Source organism: Ktedonobacter sp. SOSP1-52, assembly GCF_016587395.1.
Window position 1 is genome coordinate 795016 of the sequence record NZ_BNJH01000003.1, and the last position, 23700, is coordinate 818715.

At 53.9% G+C, this 23700-nt stretch carries 19 protein-coding genes and 1 riboswitch; of the genes, 12 read left to right on the plus strand and 7 right to left on the minus strand.

The window, feature by feature from the left end; genetic code table 11:
- Positions 1-307 precede the first annotated feature (307 nt).
- Positions 308-1267, plus strand: coding sequence for an ABC transporter permease (locus JMJ16_RS29010; protein ID WP_201387283.1), 960 nt, complete (start codon positions 308-310; stop codon positions 1265-1267).
- A gap of 113 nt (positions 1268-1380) precedes the next feature.
- On the opposite strand, the gene JMJ16_RS29015 is transcribed toward JMJ16_RS29010, so the two are convergent.
- From JMJ16_RS29015 to JMJ16_RS29035, 5 genes are all read right to left on the minus strand, one after another.
- The gene (locus JMJ16_RS29015; protein WP_201387285.1) at positions 1381-2883 is read right to left on the minus strand and encodes a leucyl aminopeptidase; all 1503 of its coding nucleotides are present in this window, start codon (positions 2881-2883) and stop codon (positions 1381-1383) included.
- A 241-nt stretch (positions 2884-3124) separates the two neighbouring features.
- Entirely contained in the window at positions 3125-3517 is a 393-nt protein-coding gene (locus JMJ16_RS29020) for a response regulator (protein WP_201387286.1), read from the minus strand.
- Positions 3518-3574: 57 nt separating this feature from the next.
- Positions 3575-5248 (minus strand): cell wall metabolism sensor histidine kinase WalK, encoded by a 1674-nt coding sequence (locus JMJ16_RS29025; RefSeq protein ID WP_201387288.1) that lies wholly within the window; start codon positions 5246-5248, stop codon positions 3575-3577.
- 466 nt (positions 5249-5714) lie between these two features.
- Positions 5715-6314 carry an anti-sigma factor gene (locus JMJ16_RS29030; protein ID WP_201387290.1) on the minus strand — a complete coding sequence of 200 codons (600 nt, stop codon included), beginning with the start codon at positions 6312-6314 and terminating at the stop codon, positions 5715-5717.
- Entirely contained in the window at positions 6311-6847 is a 537-nt protein-coding gene (locus JMJ16_RS29035) for an RNA polymerase sigma factor (protein ID WP_007906236.1), read from the minus strand. Before JMJ16_RS29035 ends, JMJ16_RS29030 begins: the two co-directional genes overlap by 4 nt.
- Before the next feature lie 448 nt (positions 6848-7295).
- Here JMJ16_RS29035 and mtnA point away from each other — a divergent pair, with 448 nt between their 5' ends.
- The 7 genes from mtnA to JMJ16_RS29070 all read left to right on the plus strand — a co-directional run bounded on the left by mtnA (position 7296) and on the right by JMJ16_RS29070 (position 15697).
- Positions 7296-8405, plus strand: a complete 1110-nt coding sequence (gene mtnA, locus JMJ16_RS29040; protein WP_201387292.1) for an S-methyl-5-thioribose-1-phosphate isomerase — start codon at positions 7296-7298, stop codon at positions 8403-8405.
- Between the two features lie 152 nt (positions 8406-8557).
- A complete protein-coding gene (locus JMJ16_RS29045; protein ID WP_201387294.1) occupies positions 8558-9184 on the plus strand; it encodes an HD domain-containing protein in 627 nt (208 codons plus the stop codon).
- 55 nt (positions 9185-9239) lie between these two features.
- On the plus strand, positions 9240-10178 hold the full coding sequence (locus JMJ16_RS29050) for a PfkB family carbohydrate kinase (protein ID WP_201387296.1): 939 nt from the start codon (positions 9240-9242) through the stop codon (positions 10176-10178).
- Between the two features lie 90 nt (positions 10179-10268).
- A complete protein-coding gene (gene ahcY / locus JMJ16_RS29055) occupies positions 10269-11537 on the plus strand; it encodes an adenosylhomocysteinase (protein WP_201387297.1) in 1269 nt (422 codons plus the stop codon).
- Positions 11538-11791: 254 nt separating this feature from the next.
- Positions 11792-11932: riboswitch (SAM riboswitch) on the plus strand.
- 330 nt (positions 11933-12262) lie between these two features.
- Complete coding sequence (gene metK, locus JMJ16_RS29060) at positions 12263-13507, plus strand: methionine adenosyltransferase (protein WP_201389177.1); 1245 nt, start codon at positions 12263-12265, stop codon at positions 13505-13507.
- 272 nt (positions 13508-13779) lie between these two features.
- Positions 13780-14931: an acyl-CoA dehydrogenase family protein gene (locus JMJ16_RS29065; RefSeq protein ID WP_201387298.1), complete on the plus strand. Its 1152-nt coding sequence runs from the start codon at positions 13780-13782 to the stop codon at positions 14929-14931.
- A 166-nt stretch (positions 14932-15097) separates the two neighbouring features.
- Positions 15098-15697: a DUF1003 domain-containing protein gene (locus JMJ16_RS29070; protein WP_201387299.1), complete on the plus strand. Its 600-nt coding sequence runs from the start codon at positions 15098-15100 to the stop codon at positions 15695-15697.
- Positions 15698-15769: 72 nt separating this feature from the next.
- Here JMJ16_RS29070 and JMJ16_RS29075 read toward each other — a convergent pair whose 3' ends face one another.
- Both JMJ16_RS29075 and JMJ16_RS29080 read right to left on the minus strand, forming a co-directional pair.
- On the minus strand, positions 15770-17737 hold the full coding sequence (locus JMJ16_RS29075; protein ID WP_201387300.1) for a hypothetical protein: 1968 nt from the start codon (positions 17735-17737) through the stop codon (positions 15770-15772).
- Positions 17734-18519, minus strand: coding sequence for an RNA polymerase sigma factor (locus tag JMJ16_RS29080; RefSeq protein ID WP_201387301.1), 786 nt, complete (start codon positions 18517-18519; stop codon positions 17734-17736). Before JMJ16_RS29080 ends, JMJ16_RS29075 begins: the two co-directional genes overlap by 4 nt.
- A 573-nt stretch (positions 18520-19092) precedes the next feature.
- On the opposite strand from JMJ16_RS29080, the gene holB reads away from it, so the two are divergent.
- The 4 genes from holB to JMJ16_RS29100 all read left to right on the plus strand — a co-directional run bounded on the left by holB (position 19093) and on the right by JMJ16_RS29100 (position 23183).
- Positions 19093-20124: a DNA polymerase III subunit delta' gene (holB, locus tag JMJ16_RS29085; protein WP_201387302.1), complete on the plus strand. Its 1032-nt coding sequence runs from the start codon at positions 19093-19095 to the stop codon at positions 20122-20124.
- A 38-nt stretch (positions 20125-20162) separates the two neighbouring features.
- The gene (locus JMJ16_RS29090) at positions 20163-20960 is read left to right on the plus strand and encodes an enoyl-CoA hydratase/isomerase family protein (protein WP_201387303.1); all 798 of its coding nucleotides are present in this window, start codon (positions 20163-20165) and stop codon (positions 20958-20960) included.
- 137 nt (positions 20961-21097) lie between these two features.
- Positions 21098-22108 (plus strand): NAD-dependent epimerase/dehydratase family protein, encoded by a 1011-nt coding sequence (locus JMJ16_RS29095; protein WP_201387304.1) that lies wholly within the window; start codon positions 21098-21100, stop codon positions 22106-22108.
- Positions 22109-22253: 145 nt separating this feature from the next.
- Positions 22254-23183 (plus strand): hypothetical protein, encoded by a 930-nt coding sequence (locus JMJ16_RS29100; protein WP_201387305.1) that lies wholly within the window; start codon positions 22254-22256, stop codon positions 23181-23183.
- Positions 23184-23700 lie beyond the last annotated feature (517 nt).

Sequence of the window (23700 nt, forward strand, 5' to 3'; positions counted from 1 at the left end):
CGCAGCGAGCCGAGACAAACGCCAGAGGAGATGAAGGATGACTTTCTGCTAGAAATGGTGATGTTTGTTCTGCTATGAGACGTAGTATATATAAATTGAAAGAACCAGCCCGATAGAATAGTAGCAATCTACAAGCAACAACTGTTTTTAGTAGGAAATGTTTGGCTATTTCCCTCAATTTCTCTTGCCAGAACGTAGAAAATCTGGTAAATATAGTGAATGGCAGCAAATAGAAATATTTGAGAAATTGTAGGCCATCGCCCGACACCTCTGTCAAAGTACTTTCCTCCGCGAAAAGGAGTACACCATGGTTCAATTTCTTGTGAAGCGGCTCATTGGATTTCTCTTCGTCGTTCTCTGCGTCTCGTTTATTACCTTCATTCTAGGTTATCTTGCTCCTGGCGACCCCATCCGGGCACTGTTGGGTCAGCACCAGGATCCCGTTCTTTATGCGGCCTTAAGACATCAGTATGGCCTGGATCAGCCCTGGTACCAGCAGTATTGGCGCTTTTTGACTGGCGCCGTTCACCTGGACTTTGGGTATTCTTTCCATACCCAGGGACGCCCCGTCTCTGAACTGATTCTTCAGGGTATCCCCTACTCATCTGAATTGGGCTTCTGGGGGACTGTACTTACCCTGGTGCTTGGTATTCCGGTTGGTATCGTCAGCGCCTTGAAGGCCAATAAATGGGTTGATACCCTGTTAATGAGTATCGCCCTGGTATGCTGGGCCTTGCCGACATTTATTGTTGCCATTTTCGCCCAGGTAGGCATTGTCTGGTTCGACAAATGGACTGGTGTCCAGTGGCCGGTGGCAAACTGGGGCCAACTCTGGCAGTATGGGCCTGATGATATCAAGTATAAGCTTTTCCCCATTCTCATTTTTGCACTTGTCGGTTTCGCGTTCTACGCACGTTATGCACGTACAACGCTCCTGGAGACCCTGCGCCAGGATTATGTGCGTACCGCTCGTGCGAAGGGCCTGGCTGAGCGTGTCGTCGTTTATCGTCACGCCTTCCGCAATGCCTTGATTCCGTTGGTGACCTCGATTGGCCTGGCCTTTGGCCTGGTTATTGCTGGCGCGTTCTTTATTGAGCAGATCTTCAATATCCCTGGTGTGGCCTCAACGGGTTTGCAGGCCATTAACGACCGTGATTATCCTGTCATTCAAGCTTCAGTGTTGCTGGTTGCAGCCTGTGTCGTTCTGGGCAACCTCATCTCTGACTTGCTCTACACCGTCGTTGACCCACGCATTAAACTTGATTAGTGAAGGATCAAGCGCGTATCTGAAATGTCGGATACAGAGAGGCCCTCGCTCCCTGACGTATATGTTAGGGAGCGAGGGCCTCTCTTGTTTCCTGATTTTTGTGTAGGAAGCGCCTAGCGTGCGCTTCTGAGGGCCAGTTCTGTCAAGGTGCGGACACCGAAGCCTGTGCCGCCTTTCTCCATGTTTTTGGCGTTCTCAGAGAAGGCTGTGCCTGCAATATCCAGGTGCGCCCACTTCGCGCCGTTGCCCACAAAATGTTCGAGGATCTTAGCCGCCGTCACAGAGGAGGCGCCGCGACCACCCGTCTGTTTGACATCAGCGATATCGCTCTTGACCAGTTCGCCATATTCCTCGTCGAGGGGCATGGCCCAGTATTTCTCACCTACGGCCTGGCCTGCCGCAATGATCTCCTGCTGTAGACCCTCATCATTGCTGAAGAGGCCCGACATGACGTTACCGAGCGCAACGACGATACCACCTGTGAGTGTTGCCAGGTCGATGATTGGTGAATGACCCTCCTGTGAAGCATAGGAGAGCGCATCGGCCAGGATGAGGCGCCCCTCGGCATCGGTATTGAGAATCTCAATAGTTTTGCCATTCATGAGACGTAATACGTCGCCTGGGCGGAAGGCGCTTCCACTGGGCATATTTTCGCAGGTGGGCACGAAGGCCGTGACATTGGTTTTTGGCTTGAGCGCGGCGATGGCCTGCATGGCACCGATAGCGGCGGCGGCACCACCCATGTCGCTCTTCATCGTCTCCATGCTGCCAGCGGGCTTAAGGGAGAGGCCACCACTATCGAAGGTGATGCCTTTGCCGACGAAGGCCAGACCCTTCTCCTGGCTCTCAGGGGCGCCACGGTAGCGCAGAATGATGAAGTGTGGTGGTTCGACACTGCCCTGAGTGACTCCAAGGATGCCACCCATGCCTAGAGATTCAATCTTCGCCTGGTCGAAGACCTCGCACTCCAGACCGTATTGTTGGGCCATGGCGCTGGCCCGGTTGGCAAGCTCGGTGGGGGTCAGGACGCGTGGAGGCTCGTTGACGAGATCGCGGGCAAAGTTGGTGGCTTCCGCGAAGATCTTGCCCTTCTGCACGCCCTCTTCGACGGCGGCTTTATTACTCTCGGACGTTTGTAGCTGAACGTCTTTGAGCTTGCGCTCTCCGTTCTGATTCTGCTGGTACTTGCGGAACGCGTAGGCACCGAGGAAAAGACCCTCGGTCAGAGCCTGCACGGCCTCTGAGACTGCGGAACTCTCTGCCAGGGCCAGGGTCGCGCTGCGAGCATTGGTGCTATGCAGGTGACGGACGATGCTGGCGCCAATTTTGCGTAGCGCCTGTGGCTCGACCTTTTCTGCTGCTCCAAGACCAACAACCAGGATGCGCTTAGCTGCTAGCTTCCCCAGCGTATGGATGGAGAGCAGTTCACCTGTGTTGCCCTTGAACTCTTCGTTTGTGCCACATTCGCTAATGACGCCGCCCAGGGCCTGGTCAATGGCCTGTCCGGCAGAGGAGAGCTGGATGCCCTTTGCCTCACCAGAGGCACGCGTGGCCGTGATGACGAGGACATCGCTTGAGATTTCGTTTAAGGATTGGGTTGTTACACGAAGATCCATACAAACACCTTCTAGGAACCTTCTCGTCGCTTGATGCGGGTTCTGGCTCCTGGTTCGCGAGACGAGAAGATTGCCTTCTCTGCTATCGCTACTATTCAAGGCTGAAACGGGCGATAGAGGACAAATAAACACCGCGGCTAAGATTGTCGCGTATGTATGGGATGGGTACACTCTGTATGATATTGCAGTTTGCCAGCTTTCCGCAAGGTCAAAGCGCTTATTTTTACTATAGACTATCTCTTCAGGGAAGCAGGCGTTCAACAATTTCAAGCAGCTGGCGTGGCTTGAAAGGCTTGGTCAGGTACTCTGTGCATCCGATTTCGCGGGCAGCCTCTCCCTCGTCATGTAAGGCGTAGGCGGTAACCGCAATAATGGGTATCTGCTGCATGCCGGGCCGAGAGCGTATGAGTTGGGTGGTGCGATAGCCATCCAGCACGGGCATGGAGAGATCAGTCAGGATGAGATCGGCGTGTTCACGATCAAGAATGGAGAGAGCTTCGCGTCCATTGGAGGCCGAGATACAACGATAACCACGTGTCGATAACACGCGCTCAATCAAGATGCGGTTCGAGATCTCATTTTCAATAATGAGGATGGTACGTTGTGGTGTGGCTGATGGCGTACTTTCAAACATCACTATCTACCCCTTACTAACTTGTAGTCTGCTAACGGTTTGGATCTTGTACTGATTTTACACCAATGGGCGCTGCGCTTCGGGTGTGCGTGTAGATGGGCTAACGGATGCGGCGACGGGCAAGGTAAAGGCAAAGGTTGATCCTCGGCCAGGAATGCTCTCGACGGCTATTTCCCCGCCCTGTAACTCGATCAGTTTTCGCGCAATGGTCAGGCCCAGGCCAGTACCGCCAAAGCGGCGCGTTGTACTTCCATCGGCCTGGCGAAACGCTTCAAAGATATATCCCAGGGCGGCTGGCGAGATGCCAATACCGGTGTCATGCACCGAGATCAGGACCTGGGCGCGTTCAGGCATATGCTGGCAGTGGATCGTTACGCCCCCTTTTTCGGTAAACTTTAAGGCATTTGAAACCAGGTTGAGTACGATCTGGCGCAGACGATGGCTGTCCGCAAGCACTTTGGGAACCTGGGGGTCGCACTCCAGGTTAAGATACAAGTCTTTATTGAGCGCCATGGGCTTGAGTTGATTGACGACTTCGCTCAGGCTAACGCTCAGCTCAAGGGCCTCCGGCTTCATCTCGATGCGGTCGGCTTCAATTTTTGAGAGGTCAAGCATATCGTCGACCAGGTGTGAGAGGTCTTCGGCGCGCCGGACCATAAATTGAATGTGTTCTTCCTGTTCTGAGCTTAGCTCACCCTCGACATAGCCCTCCAGCAGTAGGGCGCCATAGCTAATAATACTATGCAGGGGCGTGCGTAACTCATGTGTCACATTGGCCAGAAATTGTGACTTTAAGTGATTGGCCTGTTCCAGGGCTGAGTTTTTCTCCTTGAGTTCGGAGAAGAGCAGTGTATTCTGGATGGCCATTGAAGCCTGAATAGAGGCTGAGCTGAGCAGGAAGGTTTCGTGGTTACGAATAGGCCGTGGCTCCTGCGCATAGAGCATTATTGCACCAATTGCCTGATCCTGGAGCAAGAGCGGGACCGCGATCACAGAATGGTATCCCATTTCAAGCGCCAGCTCGGCCCAATGCTCCTGGCTCTCCTGGTAGACGCGTGTAACATCCTCGCCATAGGTGATTTTCTGACTCTGGATAACCAGGTGTGCCAGGAGCATATCCAGCTCGCGCAGAGCTGAGCCTGGAATGGGAGTTCGGCTTGCCTCTATTCCCCCTGATGAGGGGAACGGAGACGCGAAAGCGCTATTGGTGTTGGTCTCTGGCATGTTATATGCTATGCTACCACGCGCGGGCAAGGCGGCCATCTTTGTTGTGACTGCAAGCGTAATATCGCGATTCGGGTCAGCGTAGACGCTAATATTTTTGGCCTGGGCAAAGCGTATGCCATTGAATGGAGTCACGCCTGCGCTAGCTTGCGCCCGTGCACCGTTCTCTGTTGTTGGGCGCTCCCAGTGGGCAACAGCCCAGGGCACAGGCATCTCACGGCCATAGAGCAGCAACGCGATATGGGTGGACTGCATGATGGTTCCCAGGCGTGAGACAATCTCACCAAGGAGCGGCTCAAGATGGAGTGTCGAAATAAAAGCATCATTCATGAGCAGGAGGTGGTTCATTTGCTCGACGATGGCTTGATTTTCATGTGCTAGCGACTGGGTAAGCTGACTGAAGGCATGTTCTGCTTCTAATGCATCATGTGGACTTGAGGGCGGAGCTGATGTTGGTCGTTGTTCATTTATTAACTTCGTCTTGAATAATCTTGATAGAAAACGCATGCGACCCCTTCTAACACCGTGAAAAGTAAGGAGAGGACGGGGTGCCAGCTCGTCCTCCCCTTACCACGTGTACGCAAACCTGCACACACGAAGCTCCAGGAAGGTGCGCGTGCAGACCCCATGGGGAAAAGGTCTCACGGAAAAGTAGATGTACGCTACAAGCTGCTCGTCGAGGTGGATTTGCTTGCTCACGCACACCCCGCTCTCCATCCCAGGCCTATGTATTATAACGTATAAGAACGCAAATAGTTATCACTTTTAAGGTTAAATTTCTGTTTCTACAGAAATTCGTTGAAAATAGTAATTAAAGAGGGTGAAAAACGTAAAAAAACAGAAAAATCTCTTTTGCAGGTTTGCACGTTTCAAGATAACGTCAACCTTTCCCTTCAGGAACCTTGTTTTGCCAAATGCAGGAAGGAAAGAAACCAAAGAGAATGTAGGGTCCCGGACGTCGAAAACAATCCATTTAGATGAAGTGGCTCAGTACGGGCGTCCATAGATAAATGCCAATGAGGAGACCTGCGAGAAAGGAGAGAAAGAGTGCCCCAAGAAACAGCAGCAAGGTGAGTGGACGGCCTTGTTGGGTCCCAGGTTTCGAGGAATGCTGTGGTTGTAAGTGGGAAGGTGTGATGGGTTGTAGAGGGCGGATGCCTGGTGGGAGCGCGACTTTATCGGTATTGACCTCGCGCTCATCGTTGGCTCGTCGTGTTGTGACAGAAGGGATGTGGTCGCGCCCTCCCTGTAAGGCCACGAGGTGTGGACGCCCTGCCCTAGCGAAGCGAGGGAGAGACGTTGCGGTGATATTTTGTTGCTGTGTATGTGAAGATGCATATGCGCCACTGGACACCTGGCGGGAGGGCGAGGTGAAGATGTGTGCATAGAGTGAGGCATCTGGTGCGACGCGCGGGATGCGGGCAAGTAGAGTATCAAAATAGCGAAAATCCGCAAGTGCCTCACTACAGGAGCGGCAATATTGAAGGTGGTAGGTTATCTGTTGATAGATATCGGCTGCGAGCTGTGCGTCAAGGTAGGGGCTAAGAAGTTCCTTGACCTGCTCGCATTTCATTTTGCCGCTCCTCCCTGTTCCAAGGACCGATAATGCTCTCGAAAGGACTGACGCGCGCGCGATAGGTACATTTTAACGCCGCTCTCAGCGATGTTGAGGGTGTGTGCGATCTCGCTATAGGAGAACCCCTCCTGTGTATAGAGGATGAGGGCCGCCCTATATTGTTGAGGCATACGGCGAAGCGCGGCACGTACCAGCTCAGTGGTGCCATAAATTTCCTGTGGATCCGCGCTCTCAACATCGGCTGGTTCATGATCGAGATCTTGCCAGGGTAACCAGGCAATCAACTTGCGGCGACGGAGCGCATCATAAGCGGTATTCGTCGCGATACGATAGAGCCAGGCCGACAATTTGAGATTAGAATCCATTTTAGGAAGGGCGCGAAAGGCCTTCAAGAACGTGTCTTGCGTTAGATCGTCAGCCTGTTCGCGGTCACCCACTAAATGATAGACATAGTTATAAATAGCTGTCTTATATTCGTCGTAGATTTGCTCAAAGGACCAAGTACATTCCTTTGTTTCCACCCGGGCCATGCGTTGTTATCCCTTCGATGGCTACAAATTATCACCTTGTCCGTTCCAAGCAAGAGATAAGCATCCATAAATGGGCAACATAACACGACCAGGCGCGTACACCTGTCGGGATGGCTTCATCCTTCTGTCTAGTGGAACGGACAACTACTGCAATCAGTAACATGTTTAAAGTCGTCTTAAGAGACTTGCAGTTATGCTATGTTTCGTCTATCATGGTAGCATACTTTAGGGTATTTCCTGCTATTTTGGCATGATGGTGTAGTACTATTGGGCGGACAGTGTTTACTTGCTTTCCCCTCTCGTTACATTAAGGGAGCTTTTAGGCTTTTGCCAACGCAGAGCTTGGTGGTGTGTTTAGAGGGCGTGTATTCCCTCTTTTCGATACCCGGCAACTCTCCCTGGTGTCTAGTGTCCAGCTAATATCTTGAAGGAGGCTTGTGCCCTCATTATGAAGAGTCAAATCCAGCGCCAACAGGTACGGACGGTTTGGTGGGAGGAGGATGAGCAGGGGGCTGCTGTCTGCCTGGTGGATCAGAGTCGCTTACCGTTGCAGGTGTATGTACTGCGTTTGCGCCATGAGCATGAGGTGGTCGAGGCGATTGTATCCTTAAAGGTGCGGGGCGCGCCTGTAATTGGGGTGACGGCGGCTTTAGGGATGGCGCTGGCGGCTCAACGCCTGTGGCGTGAGCAGGGTGAGCGCATGCCCTTACATGAGGTCTATGCCGCATTGGGCGAGGCCAAGCGACTCCTGGGGGCAACGCGCCCGACCGCTGTCAATCTCTTTTGGGCGCTGGAACGCATGCAGGATTGCGCTCGGCGTGCTTCTGATGAGCTACAGGTCGAGACCCTGCGGCAATTAGCTCAACTGTTACAGCAAGAGGCGCTCCAAATTGCGGATGAGGATGCGGCCTCTTGCAAGCGTATGGGCGAGCTGGGTGCGCAATTTATTCAGGATGGGGATACGCTGCTAACACATTGCAATGCAGGTGCTCTGGCAACCAGCGGCATGGGATCGGGGCTTGCACCTATCTATATTGCGCAGCAACAAGGCAAGCATGTGCATGTGTTTGTGGATGAAACCCGGCCCGTGTTGCAGGGGGCACGTCTGACGGCCTGGGAATTGCAGCAAGCGGGGATTCCTTTAACGTTGATTACTGACAATATGGCGGGCCATTTTATGCGGCATGGGGGGATCAAGGCGGTCTTTGTCGGGGCTGATCGTATCGCCGCGAACGGGGATGTGGCAAATAAAATAGGCACATATAGCGTGGCTGTCCTGGCTCATGCCCATCACATTCCGTTCTACGTCGTCGCGCCCTTCTCGACGGTTGATTTGACGCTTGCATCCGGTGAACTGATCCCGATTGAGCAGCGGAATGCGGAAGAGGTTACGAGCATACGCGGCGAGCGGGTGGCGCCCTGGGACGTCACGGTTGCTAATCCCGCGTTTGATGTTACTCCTCATGAATATATAACGGCGCTCATTACTGATTGCGGTGTGGCGCGCGCTCCCTTTACAACTTCACTGCGGGAAATGATGTCCAGCAAGTCCGAGTAAGAACCGGGTGGCGCATGCGCTCTTTTCCGCGAACATGAGCAATGATAATACTGCTGCATGCCAGCAGGTACAGCGTATCTTCCCACCTGGGAAGCATAGATCAGAGCACAATCAAAGGCGATACATAATTTGACTATAGGGAGGTTCTGCTGATGGAAACCGATATTGTACATGCGACCGCGCAGTATGTGGAAGAGGTGTTGGGGAGCGAGGGATTGCGCTATGCCAGCGCGGTAGTCGCTAATTGTAAAATGCTCGCCCTCCAGTTGGAGGTACAAGAAGATGCGGCGCCTATCGATATGGAAGCGCTGGTTGTATCGGCATATTTGCATGACATCTCTAACGTTGCGCATGGCTTTGCGGATCACCATCGCAAGTCAGCGGATATGGCTCTCTCTTTCCTGCAGCGCGAGCAGGCTCCTGATGCCCTAGCGCAAAAGGTGGAACAGATCATTCTAACGCACACTTTGCAGACGAGCGATACCCATCCGGACGTTCCTGTGGAGGCTCGTCTTCTCTATGATGCCGACAAATTGGGGCGTTTGAGTGGGTTGGCGGTTGTAACCTCGCTAATTGAGTTTGGCGCGCGCTATCCCAATCGCGCGGTGAATGGCGATGTCCTGGCTGCGGTCTTGCGGCATGTTGAAGAGCGCTTTATTGAACTCTACCAGTCCTTGCAGACTGACCCAGCCCGTGACATGGCGCAGGAGAAGTTTCACCGCACACTGGCCTTTCTCGATGGTGTGATTGAGCACTTGAGTGATGCTACGCCTGTATAGAAAAACGTGGTACAATCCCCTCTGATGAAGAAAACTCTTTTGGAGGCTGTAAGTAGTGTCGATTCTTGTTGTGGGTTCTGTGGCCTTAGATGCTATTGAGACCCCTTTTCAGAAAGCCGATCGCGTCCTGGGTGGCGCGGCTTCCTTTTTCGCGACGGCGGCATCGCTCTATGACGAAGTCAACCTGGTCGCTATCGTTGGCAGTGATTTTCCCCGCGAGCATTTAGAATTCTGGCAACGTCATCGTATCGATCTCAGTGGTTTGCAGATACAGGAGGGCAAGACGTTTTCCTGGGGTGGGCGCTATCACCTGGATATGAACCATCGCGATACGCTCTACACTGAACTGGGTGTGTACGCGGATTTCCACCCGGTCGTTCCAGAGACCTATCGCCAGAGCCCCCTGCTTTTCCTGGCAAACATCCAGCCCTCCCTGCAATTGGAGGTTTTAGAACAGGCACCCAATGCGCGCCTGACCGTGCTAGATACGATGGAGCTATGGATTACGACCGCGCGCCAGGAGTTGACCGAGATCATCAAGCGCGTCGATGTCCTGCTTATGAGTGAGGAAGAGGTACGCCAGTATACCGAGCAGGCGAGCATCCTTGCGGGCGCGCGCCAGTTGCTGGATATGGGCTTGAAATACCTGGTGGTGAAATTGGGAAGCTATGGCGCGCTCCTCTTTGGCGCGGATGCAACCTACTTCAGCGCTCCAGCCTATCCTCTCGAAGAGGTCATCGATCCAACAGGCGCAGGCGATGCCTTTGCGGGCGGCCTTCTTGGCTATCTCTCTACGGTCGAGCCTGATTCCAATGGTGCCTATAGCGCGGAAGATATGAAGCGTGCAGTGGTCCATGGCAACATTATTGGCTCCTTTGCGTGCAGTGACTTTAGTATCAATGGTCTGCGTGAATTGTCGATAGCGGATATCGAGCAGCGTTATAACGAGCTTGTGACCTATTCGCATTTTGATCCATACTGGAACGTGCGCTAAGAACCTGTACCTGGCTCTCTGCCAATCGAAGCGATTTGTTGTACAATACTATTCAGTTTTGCTGTTGTTTAAGAAGGGAACATTTATAGAATGGCTATTTCAACGCGTGGTGATGTAAAGGATCTCTCGCTGGCTGCTCGCGGTAAGGACCGCATTGAGTGGGCCGCGGAAGATATGCCGGTACTGCGCCTGATCCGTGAGCGCTTTATCAAGGACCAGCCGCTGAAAGGCGTGCGCATGTCTGGCTGCTTGCATATCACAACTGAGACCGCGAATCTGGCGATTACACTTAAAGCTGGTGGTGCCGACCTGGTACTGTGCGCCTCCAACCCGCTTTCGACGCAGGATGATGTCGCGGCCGCCCTGGTAAGCGAGTACGGTATTCCCACCTATGCTATCAAGGGCGAAGATGAGGAGACCTACTATCGTCATATCAATGCGGCGCTTGATCACAAGCCGAACATGACTATGGATGATGGTTGTGACCTGGTCTCGATCCTGCACACCTCGCGTAGCGAGCTGGTAGAAAATGTGGTCGCGGGCCTGGAAGAGACAACTACGGGTGTTATTCGCCTGAAGAGCATGGAAAAGGCAGAGGTGCTGCGCTTCCCCGTGCTGGCCGTCAATGACTCTGATACCAAGCATATGTTCGACAACCGCTATGGTACGGGCCAGAGCACACTGGATGCCATTATTCGCTCGACCAACAGGCTGCTCGCGGGTCGTACCCTGGTCGTCTTTGGTTATGGCTGGTGTGGTCGCGGTGTCGCGTCGCGTGGTCATGGCCTGGGCGCAAACGTGGTCGTCTGCGAAGTCGATCCTACACGCGCGCTTGAGGCTGTCATGGATGGCTACCGCGTCATGCCTGGAGTCGAGGCCGCCGCGATCGGTGACATCCTCGTGACTGTCACCGGAGACATCAACGTGATCGACCAGGATCACCTGGAGCATATGAAGAATGGCGCGTTGATTGCAAACTCCGGCCACTTCAATGATGAGATTAACATCCCCGCGCTAGAGAAGCTGGCGACCAACAAGCGCCGCGTACGTGACTTCGTTGATGAGTACACCTACAGCGATGGCCGCCGCGTTTATCTGTTGGCTGAGGGTCGCCTCGTCAACCTCTCCGCCGCCGAGGGTCATCCCGCGAGCGTGATGGATATGAGCTTTGCCAACCAGGCCCTTGGTGCTGAGTATATGCTCAAGCTGGCCAAGGACCTTGAGCCTCGCGTCTACACCATCCCGGCTGATATCGATAAAGAGATCGCCCGGTTGAAGCTCCAGTCGATGGGGATTCGCATCGACACGCTGACCCCTGAGCAGGAGAAGTATCTCAACTCCTGGGAGTCAGGCACCTAATCTCTACAGGTTCTTAAGGATATATTGTATGGGGGTGTGGCGCGGGCAGATCGCCCGCGCCACACCCCCATACCTTACCCCAAGGCGAGCTTGCGAGCTGAGGCAAGAGCTGGAAGAGTATTTGATGGTTCTACCTCTTGTATAGTTGACAATGGCTGAAGCTTTGACGTAGAATAAATTTAATAAAAAGCGTTCAGGCAGCATTCTGCTGAAGCGCTGTACTTCGAAAATGAAACAAAATACGCATGAGATCGCTCTCATCAAGAGAGGTGGAGGGACACGGCCCGACGAAGCCCGGCAACCCGCTTAACTTGTTTTGCAGTTATGAGTAATGAGGCAAGACGAGGGAGAAGGGTGCCAATTCCGGCGGACTTTTTATAGCCGCAAGATGAGGGGAATGAGCATAAATGCCATACCCCTGCTAAGCAAGGGTTTTTTTTATGCCTACAATTTGCTAAGATCTTATTCCGAACCACAACCCTCATTCGAGGGCGCGCGCCACTCGCGTTGCTAGCGCTTCCCCCATTCGGGGACCACCTAAAGGTGGCACGGCAAGCGCGCTCAGGGGTTTCGGAGAAGAAGTAAGGCAAGAGAAAATATCCCGCGTCGCTCCTCGCGCTTACAGGTGTGACCCTGGTTGTATACTATTCCACCTGTTTCTGGCGTACGTTCACGTAGATGAACCTTGTTGTAAGAGAGGAAGGTGCCAACCTTTGAGTAATTTTATGGAGAGCCCAAAGTCGTTTTTTACCAGTGAGTCGGTCACAGAGGGGCACCCAGATAAATTGTGTGACCAGATTTCTGATGCCATCCTGGATGCGATTATCGCGCAGGATCCCCTGGCACGCGTAGCATGTGAGACGGCAACGACGACTGGCCTGGTGTTGGTGGCGGGTGAGATCTCGACCTCCGCCTGGGTGGATATGCCTGCACTTGTAAGAAAAACAATCGAGCAAATTGGCTACATTAATGCAGACTATGGTTTCGATTATCGCACCTGTGGCGTCGTAACATCAATTGGCAAGCAGTCTCCCGACATTGATATGGGCGTGAGCGCATCGCTAGAGGCGCGCGATGTCCAGTTGCATCTCAGCGATGATGAACTGGAGCGCGTTGGCGCAGGCGACCAGGGCATGATGATTGGTTTCGCCTGTAACGAGACGCCTGAATATATGCCCATGCCAATCAGCCTGGCACATAAGTTGACGCGCCAGCTTTCACAGGTCCGTCGCAAGTCCTGGGGCGGCAATGGCCCGATGACCTATTTACGCCCGGACGGCAAGGCACAGGTCACCATCCAGTATGAGCATGGCAAGCCTGTGCGTGTAGATACCATCGTCGTTTCAACGCAGCATGCCGAGTATGTGGATCGCGAACAGATTCAACAGGATGTGATCGATCATATTATCAAGCCGGTTATTCCTGAGCACCTGCTTGACTCAGAGACCAAGATCTTTGTGAACCCCACGGGGCGTTTTGTGCTGGGTGGACCGATGGGCGACGCTGGTCTGACGGGGCGTAAGATTATCGTGGACACCTATGGTGGCATGGCACGTCATGGTGGCGGTGCCTTCAGTGGTAAAGATCCCACGAAGGTCGACCGTTCGGCAGCCTATGCCACGCGCCACATCGCGAAGAATATTGTGGCCGCTGGCCTGGCTGATCGCCTCGAACTCCAGGTCTCGTACGCCATCGGCGTCGCGCGTCCGCTCTCCCTCTTTGTCGAGACCTTTGGCACTGGCAAGGTATCGGACGAAGAGATCATTCGCCTGATCAATGAGCACTTCGACCTGCGCCCGGCGGGCATCATCCAGGACTTGCGCCTGCGCCGGCCCATCTATCAGCCTACCGCGGCCTTTGGCCACTTTGGGCGAACCGACATCGATGCGCCATGGGAAGAGCTAAACAAAGTTCCCATGCTGCGCAAGGGCGTGGGCGCCAACATCGAGAGCGACAAAGCTTTCTCCTAAGCTTTCTTGCACTTAAAAAGAAGGCGAGAGTGCCTACAGGTAATGGTCCTGTAGGCACTCTCGCCTTCTTTTCTTTTTGGTAAGAGAGAGTGGCCTGGCAAGTGGGCAGACGCCCACTTGCCAGGCCACTCTCTCTTACCTCCGAGCGCTACAGGCGCGAAGTAGGTGGGGTGAAAGCAACAACGCTTTGCTGAAATCGGATATAATATGATCTTGGTAGAGATTGCTACGCTCTACTGAAGGCAGCTATGTTGCAAGAAAGGAAAAACGGTATGGACTTTACACTCAACGACGAGCAGATAGCCATACGTGATACTTGTCGCGAATTCGCAGAGCAGGAGATTAAGCCGCGCGCGGAGGAGATGGACGCCACTGGCCAGTTCCCTTATGAGCTGGTTGGCAAGATGGGGCAATTGGGCCTGCTGGGACTGCCATTTCCTGAGGAATATGGTGGTGCGGGCGCGGATTTTCTCTCGTACTGTCTAGCTATAGAAGAGATCTCGCGTGGTGATGTCTCGGTGGGCATTACCATGGAGGCGCATACCTCGCTGGGCGCGACCCCGTTTTATCTCTTTGGCAGTGAGGAACAGAAGCAGCGCTATCTGCTCCCTCTCGCTACTGGTGAACGGCTCTGGGCCTTTGGCCTCACGGAAGCAGAGGCTGGCTCTGACTCGGGCGGGACGCGTACGCGTGCTGTGCTCAAGGAGGATGGCCAGTGGCATATCAATGGCTCCAAGGTCTTTATTACCAATGCCGGAACCAATATAACGGGTGGTGTGACGATTACGGCAGTGACGGGTCAACGTCCAGATGGGCGCAAAGAAATCACCAACTTGATTGTACCAAAGGGTACGCCTGGCTATGTCATCGGGAATCCATATAAGAAGATGGGATGGAAGGCCTCGGATACCCGCCCGCTTTCTTTTGAGGAGTGCATGGTTCCCGAAGGGAATATTCTGGGGAAGCGTGGTGATGGCTTCAAACAATTTATGCAAATTCTGGACGCGGGGCGCGTCGCGATTGCGGCCCTCTCAGTTGGCCTGGCCCAGGCCTGCCTGGATGAGGCGCTGAGTTACGCCAGAGAGCGCAAGCAGTTTGGCAAGTCAATTAGTTCGTATCAGGCCATTCAGTTTAAGCTCGCCGACATGGATATGGAGATTGAACTGGCACGCTTGATGTACTATAAAGCCGCGTGGCTGCATATGCAAGGGAAGCCCTATCGGCGCGAGGCCTCAATGGCCAAGCTCTTTGCGTCCGAGACGGCCAAGCGTGCGGCAGACCAGGCGGTACAGATCCATGGCGGCTACGGCTTTATGGATGAATATCCTGTGTCGCGCTACTGGCGCAGCGTCAAGATCAACGAGATTGGCGAGGGGACAAGCGAGGTGCAGCGTATGCTGATCGCCAAGGAGCTTGGCTGCTAGCCAGGAGGTGTTATCTACCTGGAAGAGAAAACGCAAGATGGCCTCCCCAGCAATTGCTGGAGAGGCCATCTTGCTACCCCAATTTCATGTCTCTTTAAAGTTTATGAAGTAGGTTATGAAGGGGGAAGATGAAGGGTGGACAAAAAAATGAAAAAGGAGTTTCCTGATGAGCATCACACCCGCTTTAAATGAAAAAGAGGCTCACCACAAGAGCCTGGGACAGTTGAAGTTCCCGCGTTTCGACCATAAGCAGCATGGGCCTGTTGTCAATGTGAATGAGGCAGCCGATCAAAATTTGACTGTTGGACAAAAAGTGGCTGACACTGTTGCGTCCAACATGGGTAGCTGGCGTTTTATTATTATTCAGAGTCTTCTTCTTCTGGCCTGGATCCTCTTCAATAGTGTGCAAGCATATTTCGGCCGCTTTGACCCTTATCCATTCATTCTATTGAACCTGGCGCTCTCATTTCAGGCAGCATTCGCCGCGCCATTTATCATGATCTCGCAAAATCGGCAGGCTGAAAAGGATAGGCTTACTGCCCAGAATGACTACATTACTGATAGCAAAGGCGAGGAGGAGATCAGGAATATTATGGAGCACCTGGATCACCAGGACAGCTTAATCCTCCAGGTTGTGCAGGGCTTGCAGGACCAGAACAAGCGTTTAGAAGCCCAGCATCAGCAAATGCTGAGCTATCTGAGCAAAGTTGATCCCCAGTTGGCGCAGGAAGCCATGAATAATATCACGCCGGACGCGAAAAGTTAAGAGGGCGTAAGGAGCTTAAAGAAGAAAGGCGAGAGGAAATTTCCTCTCGCCTTTCTCGGTGCATTAAGCTGTCTAGTTGTTGGGGGAGACGATCTTCGTGGGCCAGTTAAAGGTCTTAAAGGTGACCGTATTGGCTGGCTGAGTCGCGTTCGCATTGGTATCAGGAGGAATCAGCCACACAGCGGTATCTCCATGGATGGAGAGGAAGAGCGTGTTGGCTGGAATCTGGGTTCCCACTCCCACCTGGTTGTTAGTCAGAACATCGAACATATTAATGCTCTTGTTCTTGTTCTGCCAGAGCAAGAAGCGGTTGCCGCCCTGGAGAGCCATGGACTGGCCTTCATCGCCAAATTGTTGCGGTGCCAGGGTGGTATCACTGAGCTGATAGCCGAAGAGGGTTCCCTGGATCATGGCATCAGCCTGCAATGGATAGGCGTTGGGATCGCTCTTTGCGATCAAGGGCGCCTGGGTTGGTTGCGTGATAGGTGTTTCGCCCTGGCCTGTTGTCACGGAAGGCGTGAGCACAGGGGTGCTTTTCGCCGCGGAAGGCGTAAGCGAGGCCACTGGCGTCTGTGAGTCTGTCGTAATAATGGGTGACGGCTTGTTTGTCTGATTTGAGGCATCCAGGGGGAGCGTGCTCAGCATAAAGAGCGTGTCGCCCACCACATGTGGATGGAAGGAGGCTTCATCGTTTTTAAACAGCGAACGTACTGTCTCGATATGCGGCGCCCAGCGGCCATGCTCTGGCGCGGCCTCCTCTTCCTGGCTTTGCCAGATATTGCCATGCAAGACATTATCGTTCGTGGCCCACTCTTCTCCCCAGTAGATGCTTTTGCCATCGTTGCTTGCGGTAGGAGAAGTCAGAACATGGCCCGCATTGACATGGGCTAGCTCCTCGGACGTTGGCGCCTGCTGCTGACCATCGAGCTGGTAGCGTGTCAGATGGGAGGTACCCTGATTATCAAGCCAGGAAACCAGCAGATCATTCTGATAGGTGCTGGTTCCCTGGAGGGGCGAGTTTACCCATGCCGGAACCGTATTCTGGTCATACAGGCCCTTGAGGAGGGTAATGGGCTGGTTGGCGCTAGCCTCGTTCTTTTCACCTGGGAGGCTCTTGTTGTCAGTTTTAGTATCTCCTGAACCCACGTAGAGGGCGTCGAGGCTCCAGGTGCGTGTGAGCGAGCTATTCTGCGTATCTAGAGGCTTGCCCGTGGTGGTTTTAGGTTTATCCAGTTGGAGCCAGATGAGCCAGTTCTGGACGTTCTCAAGCAGGTACACGTTGCTGGTTGTTGGTTTGTCCAGTAGCGGTACTGGTGTGATAGATGGGTCGTTGTTTGTGTTGAGGTGGACCTGTTCGAGCATCCATTCAGGATCGCTGCCATCTTGATAGGCGCTAAAGTACATGGTATTGCGGTCCGCGAGCGCGCTGACGACATGCGGGTAGGACGTCTGTACCGCAACACTGGCAACGGAGATATTTGTAACTTTGTTTACAATGGCTGGTCCCGAGATAGTCTCACCAGGCTTACCGCTGTTCATTTGCGCCATGAGCACCAGGGACGAAATACCACCCGCCATAATTAGCATCAATACAGCGGCGGCGATCCCCACAATTGTGGTAGGCCCTAACCGTGCTACGCGTGGACTCTTGCGTGTAATTGGAATAACAGGAAGGGGACCGGTTTCTGCTGACGAAAAGGTGGTAAGAGGCTCCAGGTGTTTTTCCTCGGCAACGATATCTTTGAGATAGGGCTTGAGGAAAGCAGGTGTCGGTGTTGAGAGTTCTGAAGACGTTGCACGCTGAATATAGCGCGTATGCTCAGCGGCGAGCGCGCGCATGAGTTTAGCATGTGCCTCCGGCGCTGAGGACAATGTAGGTAGCGAGCGAACACTTGCACCGATAAAGTCGCTCTGTTGCTGAATCTGGCGACAGGCAGAGCAAGCCTCCAGGTGAGCATCTAGCTCTGGGAGGATTGCCGCCCGCTCCTTTTGTATATCTCGATAATTAGCGAGGAGTTCTCGCGCTCTATTGCAGTTCAATCTTCACCGACCTCTTTTTTGTACAATGCGATAAACCGTTCCCGTGCTCGCATCAGGCGCATCTTAACCGCAGATGCACTGATATTGAGCACTTCAGCAATCTCTGCACAAGATAGGCCGTCGTTCTCGTATAGCCAGAGGCAAGAAGAGTATTTAGGAGGCAGTTGATTGAATACTCGCTCCACAAGCTCGCGATCAGCAACGCGATTTTCGAACTTACCGCCATCGTAGCCATTGCGCTCATAGGCAGTACTGACCGCTGTTGCCCGCGCCTCATGTACCTGCTCATCGCCCGCGTAGTTCTCTCCACCCGAGTTCCCGTTGTCTGAGACAACGCCAGCGCCAATGCCGCGATCTTCATTAAAGAGCGACAGTGGAAGCCAGGAAATCAGGCGGCGCCTGCGCAGGGTATCAGTGGTCGTATTTGACGCGATACGGTATAGCCATGCAGAAAGTGCCCCTGGCTGTACTTGTGTGCCTCCTAATAGTGCCCTGTATGCCTTGACGAAAACGTCTTGTGCCAGGTCGTAGGCTTGCTCCCGGTTGCCAATGAGGTGGTAGATATAGTTCGTAATAGGCCCTTGATATCGTTGAAAGATATCCTCGAAGTCCTCTACGCTCACATGCTCGCTTGCTTGTACCTGTGGCTGCTGTTCTTCGTCAGCAGGTTCAGGTTCTGGCGCCTGTGGGCGAACTTCTTGTGTTTCTAGGGCCTGTTGCTCTACCTCATCCTGACTGGCTGATGTGGATCCTCCAGGAGAGCCTCGGCGTTCCTCTTCCATAGAAGAACGCAGACTGCTATTTGTATTGTACAAACGGATAGGGAGATCCATTGGTTACATCGACCTTATCAGTTTTGCAGAAGTTTTAAATCTGATTGTGTTGTGTGTCTGTGAAGTTTTTGCATATATAAAGTAGCATAGCATATGCTGTCTAGAAAACGCTGTGATCTGGTACACAGGAAACCGCGAAGCTGACAAACCGCTACCCTATACACTTATACGCCAGGCCTGGCGGATTGGTTGTAAACGAGGAGTTGGAATCTGTTTGTATCGCCCTGGTCCTTGTTTTGCGTTACCCATGAGATTTAGTATAGCATACAAACTTTCAAAGCCCTCTCCTGTGGTACCCAGGTCACAACTTGAGCAGGTTTAGTATCTGCTTTCGTGCCTGCGGCACTCACGGGTAAGGGGTGTCTGGTGGTGGGCTGGCAAAGCCAGCCCACCACCAGACACCCCTTACCCAGAGGCAAGCGTAGCGAGCGAGCCGAGGCAGGCGCCAGAGACGAATTGGAAGCCCCTACTAGGCGTCAAAATTGCCTTGCGTAGTGGCGTGCTTTTTGGTACCATGGGAGCATGATAACTGAGCAAGGACAGTCGCAACAAGGCTGGAATATTATCGGCCACGAACACAGTATCGATATCTTGCGCCGCATGCTGGCGTCGCAGCAGGTTCGTCATGCCTACCTCTTCTCCGGTCCCCCACGTATTGGTAAGTCGCTCCTGGCGCATCGCTTTGCGCAGACCTTGCTCTGTACGGGTGGTCCAGACCCTCGTGTGTCTCCGCTCAACCCCTGTAATACCTGCCTGGCGTGCCGCAAGGTGCTGCATGGCAATCATCCAGACGTGCACGTTGTGACCAGGGCCCCCGATAAGCAATTTATCGTCATTGAGCAGATTCGTGCTTTGCAGAACGACTCGTCGCGGCGCACACTGGAGGGGCGACGAAACGTCTTCCTCATACCAGATGCCCACCAGATGAATATCCAGGCGGCGAATTGTTTGCTCAAGACGCTGGAGGAGCCAGAGCCTGACGTGATACTTCTCCTGACCGTGCCGGAACCGGGTCTACTATTGCCCACGATTATCTCACGTGTGCAACAGTTGCCCATGCAGCTTCTGACCACAACGAAGATCCGCCAGGCACTTGTGGATGACTGGGAAGCCGATCCTAAGGAGGCCGACCTGGTAGCCGCCCTGGCCGCCGGACGTATGGGTTGGGCCGTGCAGGCCATTGAGGATGAAGAGATGATGGAGGAGCGCAAGGCCCAATTAGAGGGGCTGGCCAAACTTCCTACACTGAACAGGGTGCAGCGCTTTGACTTCGTGCAACGCCTGGCCAGTGATAGCGAACGCGCTCGTGAGGTGCTCGAACTCTTCCTGCTCTGGTGGCGTGACCTGGTGTTGGCAAGCAATAATTGCCTCGATCTGACCGTCAATGTCGATATGCGCGACCTGCTCAAGACGCAGGCCAGCAAAATTCTTCCCAACCAGGCGCAGCAGATGGTGCGCTCGATCCTGAAGACCCTGGAAGCGCTTGAGCAGAATGTGAATACGCGCATGGCCCTTGAAGTTTTAATGCTGGATATGCCTACAATTAAGGGATAGCCAGATTTTACACACCATCAACGATGAGGAGTGGACACATGCGAAGTGATTTCCAGCACCTGGTAACACAAACCTCAGAGTATATTTCAACCATTACGATGAATCGTCCCGCAGTATTGAATGCCTTCAATGAGCGCATGCTCGCTGAGCTAAACGAGGCTGTCGCCGAGGCCGCGCAAGATGAGGATGTTCGCTGTGTGATCCTGAAGGGGGCCGGACGTGGTTTTGGCTCGGGTCAGGACCTGAGCGAGTTCTCTTCGGCCGATAACAGCGAGGAGCCGTTGGAGGTTAGCAAGCATCTGGGCAAGTATCACCAGTTGATTCGCACCTTGCAGGAGATGGCGAAGCCGACCATTGCCTCGGTACATGGGGTTGCCGCCGGTATCTCGTGCAATATTGCCCTGGCCTGTGACCTGCGTATCGCCGCCGATAACGCGCGTTTCATCCAGGCATTTGCCCGCATTGGCCTGGTGCCTGATGGGGGCGGTGGCTACTTTCTGCCACGCCTGGTAGGTATTGGCAAGGCCCTGGAGATGGCAATGCTGGCGGATGAGGTGAGCGGACCAGAGGCCGAGCGCCTAGGCCTGGTGAACAAGTGCGTACCCGCCGCCGAGCTAGAACAGGCAACTTTGCAGGTCGCGCAACGCCTGGCGCATGGCCCCACGTGTGCCTATGGCCTGATCAAGCAGCTTATGTACCAGGGCCTGGATAGCGACCTGGCTTCGTCCCTCAAACTGGAGGGCGAACTGCAAGGTCGCGCGATCACCACGGAAGATCACAGAGAAGCCATTCACGCCTTCTTTGAGAAACGTGCCCCTAAATATCAGGGGAAATAGGCTTTAAAAAATATGCTGGTAGCATAGATTGATGAACGACCTATGCTACCAGCATATTTTTGCCCTGTTCAGTGAGCTTCTGGGCGGGTTATGCTAAATGGCAAGGACGTTACTGAAATAATGAAGGATTGAATCGGATGAAGCTTTTGCTATTAGGGGGGACCGCTTTTCTGGGGCGGCATATTGTTGAGTCTGCCTTGGCACGTGGACACGAGGTTACTATTTTTCACCGAGGCAAGACGCGGCCAGGCCTCTTTTCCCAGGCGGAGGAGATCTTAGGGAACCGCGAGCATGATCTGCACTTGCTTGCAGGTCGCAAGTGGGACGCGGTTATTGATACCTGCGGCTATGTACCACGCATCGTACGCGCCTCCGCGCAGGCGCTGGCTGGCTTGGTTGAGCACTATACTTTTGTCGCCAGTATTAACGTGTATGGCGACTTTAAAGAGAAGGGCATCGATGAGCAGTATCCACTGGCGACCTTAGAAGATCCAGGCATTGAGGAGGTCACTGGTGAGACCTATGGCCCGCTCAAGGCCTTGTGCGAGCAGGAGGTTGAGCAGGCCTTTCCTGGCAAGACCTTGCTGGTGCGCCCCGGCTTGATTGTGGGTCCCTGGGATGCCTCCAATCGCTTTACCTACTGGCCCTATCGCCTGGCTCAGGGGGGTGAGGTCCTGGCACCAGACCACCGGGATATGCCCTTGCAATGGATTGATGTGCGCGACCTGGCGGAGTGGATGGTGCGCATGTCTGAAACCAGGCAGACGGGTGCCTTCAACGCGACTGGCCCACAAGAGCCACAGCCTGTGGGCGAGGTGCTGGAGCGTTGTCGGGTCGCGTTGAATAACGAGGCGCATTTTACCTGGGTCGCGGAAGATTTTCTGGAGAAACAGGAGATCCAGCCCTGGATGCAACTCCCGCTCTGGATACCAGGCGAGGAAGGTGACGCCTTCTGTACTGTGAAGAACGCCAAAGCCGTCGCCGCTGGGATGACCTTCCGCTCCCTGGAGGAGACCGCGCGCGATACTCTGGCCTGGATTCATGGCCAGCAGCGCGAAGGGGCGCTGGGCAAAACGCTCTCCCCAGAGCGCGAGCGAGAGGTACTCTCCGCCTGGCATGAGCATGTGAAGGCCCAGGCGGGTGAATAGGCTTTTTTCTCGTTGCCTGGGATAAGCGGCTAGTATCCGAGGCACACCCCTCTGGGGAGGATGATAGAAGGCGTGTGTTTGCTCTCCACTTGAGATGATGATAGAATTCGACCATCATTTCGAGTGGAGAGGTAGAGGGACAATAGTGCGGATAGAGAGTCTTTCTTATAGCAATGCACAAACGCAAGGCCCTGAACGACGTGAATGGTTGCGTACCCATGCAGCGCAGCATCTAGAGCAATGCGAGGCCATGTATCAGCTCGCGTTGCATCGGCGCTCTGCCAGTACATCTGCCAGCATCGCTGTGTTGGGTGCGGGCGGCTGTACTGAGGTGCCCCTGGTATCATTATGCCGGGGCGCTGATGAACTCGTGCTGGCTGACCTTGATCTGGCGGGGATGCGGCGCGCCTGCGATGAACAACTGAAGAGTCCAGGCCAGCGCCGCAGGATGCGCCTGGTTGAGTGCGATCTGAGCGGACAGGTGAGTGGCCAGTTGCTGCGCCACACACGCCGTAGGCGCTGGGATGAGTTATCTAAGCAGGGGAGTAACGCGATCTTTGACGCTGCGGCCCAGTGCCTGGAGGAGTGCCTCGTGTCTGACCCACCTGTGATTGATGACCTGGGCAGCGCGCAATATGGCCTCGTCGTAAGCTCACTGGTCATGTCGCAGCTATTTAGTTATCCCATTCTTGATCTGTTGGACGCGATTCAAGCCGCAGCCCCCGAGCTACTTGGTGAGCAGGAGCGCCATCGACGTTATCAGGAGGCCGCGCAAGCCTTTCGCCTACGTGTCATCAACGCACACTTGCATCTGCTTCGCTCCCTGCTGGACCAGGATGGCCTGATATTGCTGCTGAGCGATGTGCGTGGCTTTGCCTTTAATGTCTACGGAACTGATCACGATGCCAGCCATCGCAGAGATATTCCTCTTGTCCCGCGTGGCTTCTTTGACCTCGTCCAGGAGCAGTTTACAGTTCTGGAGGAGCGGCATTGGGAATGGATTACCGACCTTCCCGAGAACGAGCGCCTGGGGCGCGGCTACGAGGTCGTAGGCTATCTTCTGACCCCACGTTAAGCACAAAATTTTTGCAAAGCTTGACTTTCTTCAGTGTCGTCCGTATACTTTACATATAACATGGAGTTTGCTGTAATACAGAAATCGTCGCGAGGGACGAAATCAGCGGACAGCCAAAAAGACCAGCGAGATGGGGAGAGTGCAAGCCCGTCGCTTTGGATGGACCTGGTAGGCCCCCCTCAGGCTCTCAAATGAGCCACGATGCGGAACAAACACCCGTGAAAGCGTTCAGCAAGAACGGTTGTAATGGGTAAGTAATTCTAGCCGGTCGCCCTCCGTTACCATGGGGCAAGGCATCGAAGAGCCAGCCTGTGTGCTTGATTCTTGCAAAGGCGGTTTGCTTCCGTGCCTGTAGAGTGGAGAAGCTTTGCCTGGCTTTGTTAGCCTGGCGGAGGTTTTCAATTCAGGTGGTACCACGGGCTTGCTAAAGCTTAGCAATAGATAGAATAGCCCGCCCTGAGCGTTTATGCTTGGGGCGGGCTTTTTGTATGCGCGAAAACATCGTCTCCGAGCTAAA

Excerpts from the sequence above, each read along its gene's own strand:
- JMJ16_RS29010 (WP_201387283.1), top strand. The coding sequence starts at position 308 with ATGGTTCAATTTCTTGTGAAGCGGCTCATTGGATTTCTCTTCGTCGTT.
- JMJ16_RS29015 (WP_201387285.1), bottom strand. The coding sequence starts at position 2,883 with ATGGATCTTCGTGTAACAACCCAATCCTTAAACGAAATCTCAAGCGAT.
- JMJ16_RS29020 (WP_201387286.1), bottom strand. The coding sequence starts at position 3,517 with ATGTTTGAAAGTACGCCATCAGCCACACCACAACGTACCATCCTCATT.
- JMJ16_RS29025 (WP_201387288.1), bottom strand. The coding sequence starts at position 5,248 with ATGCGTTTTCTATCAAGATTATTCAAGACGAAGTTAATAAATGAACAA.
- JMJ16_RS29030 (WP_201387290.1), bottom strand. The coding sequence starts at position 6,314 with ATGAAATGCGAGCAGGTCAAGGAACTTCTTAGCCCCTACCTTGACGCA.
- JMJ16_RS29035 (WP_007906236.1), bottom strand. The coding sequence starts at position 6,847 with ATGGCCCGGGTGGAAACAAAGGAATGTACTTGGTCCTTTGAGCAAATC.
- mtnA (WP_201387292.1), top strand. The coding sequence starts at position 7,296 with ATGAAGAGTCAAATCCAGCGCCAACAGGTACGGACGGTTTGGTGGGAG.
- JMJ16_RS29045 (WP_201387294.1), top strand. The coding sequence starts at position 8,558 with ATGGAAACCGATATTGTACATGCGACCGCGCAGTATGTGGAAGAGGTG.
- ahcY (WP_201387297.1), top strand. The coding sequence starts at position 10,269 with ATGGCTATTTCAACGCGTGGTGATGTAAAGGATCTCTCGCTGGCTGCT.
- metK (WP_201389177.1), top strand. The coding sequence starts at position 12,263 with ATGGAGAGCCCAAAGTCGTTTTTTACCAGTGAGTCGGTCACAGAGGGG.
- JMJ16_RS29065 (WP_201387298.1), top strand. The coding sequence starts at position 13,780 with ATGGACTTTACACTCAACGACGAGCAGATAGCCATACGTGATACTTGT.
- JMJ16_RS29070 (WP_201387299.1), top strand. The coding sequence starts at position 15,098 with ATGAGCATCACACCCGCTTTAAATGAAAAAGAGGCTCACCACAAGAGC.
- JMJ16_RS29080 (WP_201387301.1), bottom strand. The coding sequence starts at position 18,519 with ATGGAAGAGGAACGCCGAGGCTCTCCTGGAGGATCCACATCAGCCAGT.
- holB (WP_201387302.1), top strand. The coding sequence starts at position 19,093 with ATGATAACTGAGCAAGGACAGTCGCAACAAGGCTGGAATATTATCGGC.
- JMJ16_RS29090 (WP_201387303.1), top strand. The coding sequence starts at position 20,163 with ATGCGAAGTGATTTCCAGCACCTGGTAACACAAACCTCAGAGTATATT.
- JMJ16_RS29095 (WP_201387304.1), top strand. The coding sequence starts at position 21,098 with ATGAAGCTTTTGCTATTAGGGGGGACCGCTTTTCTGGGGCGGCATATT.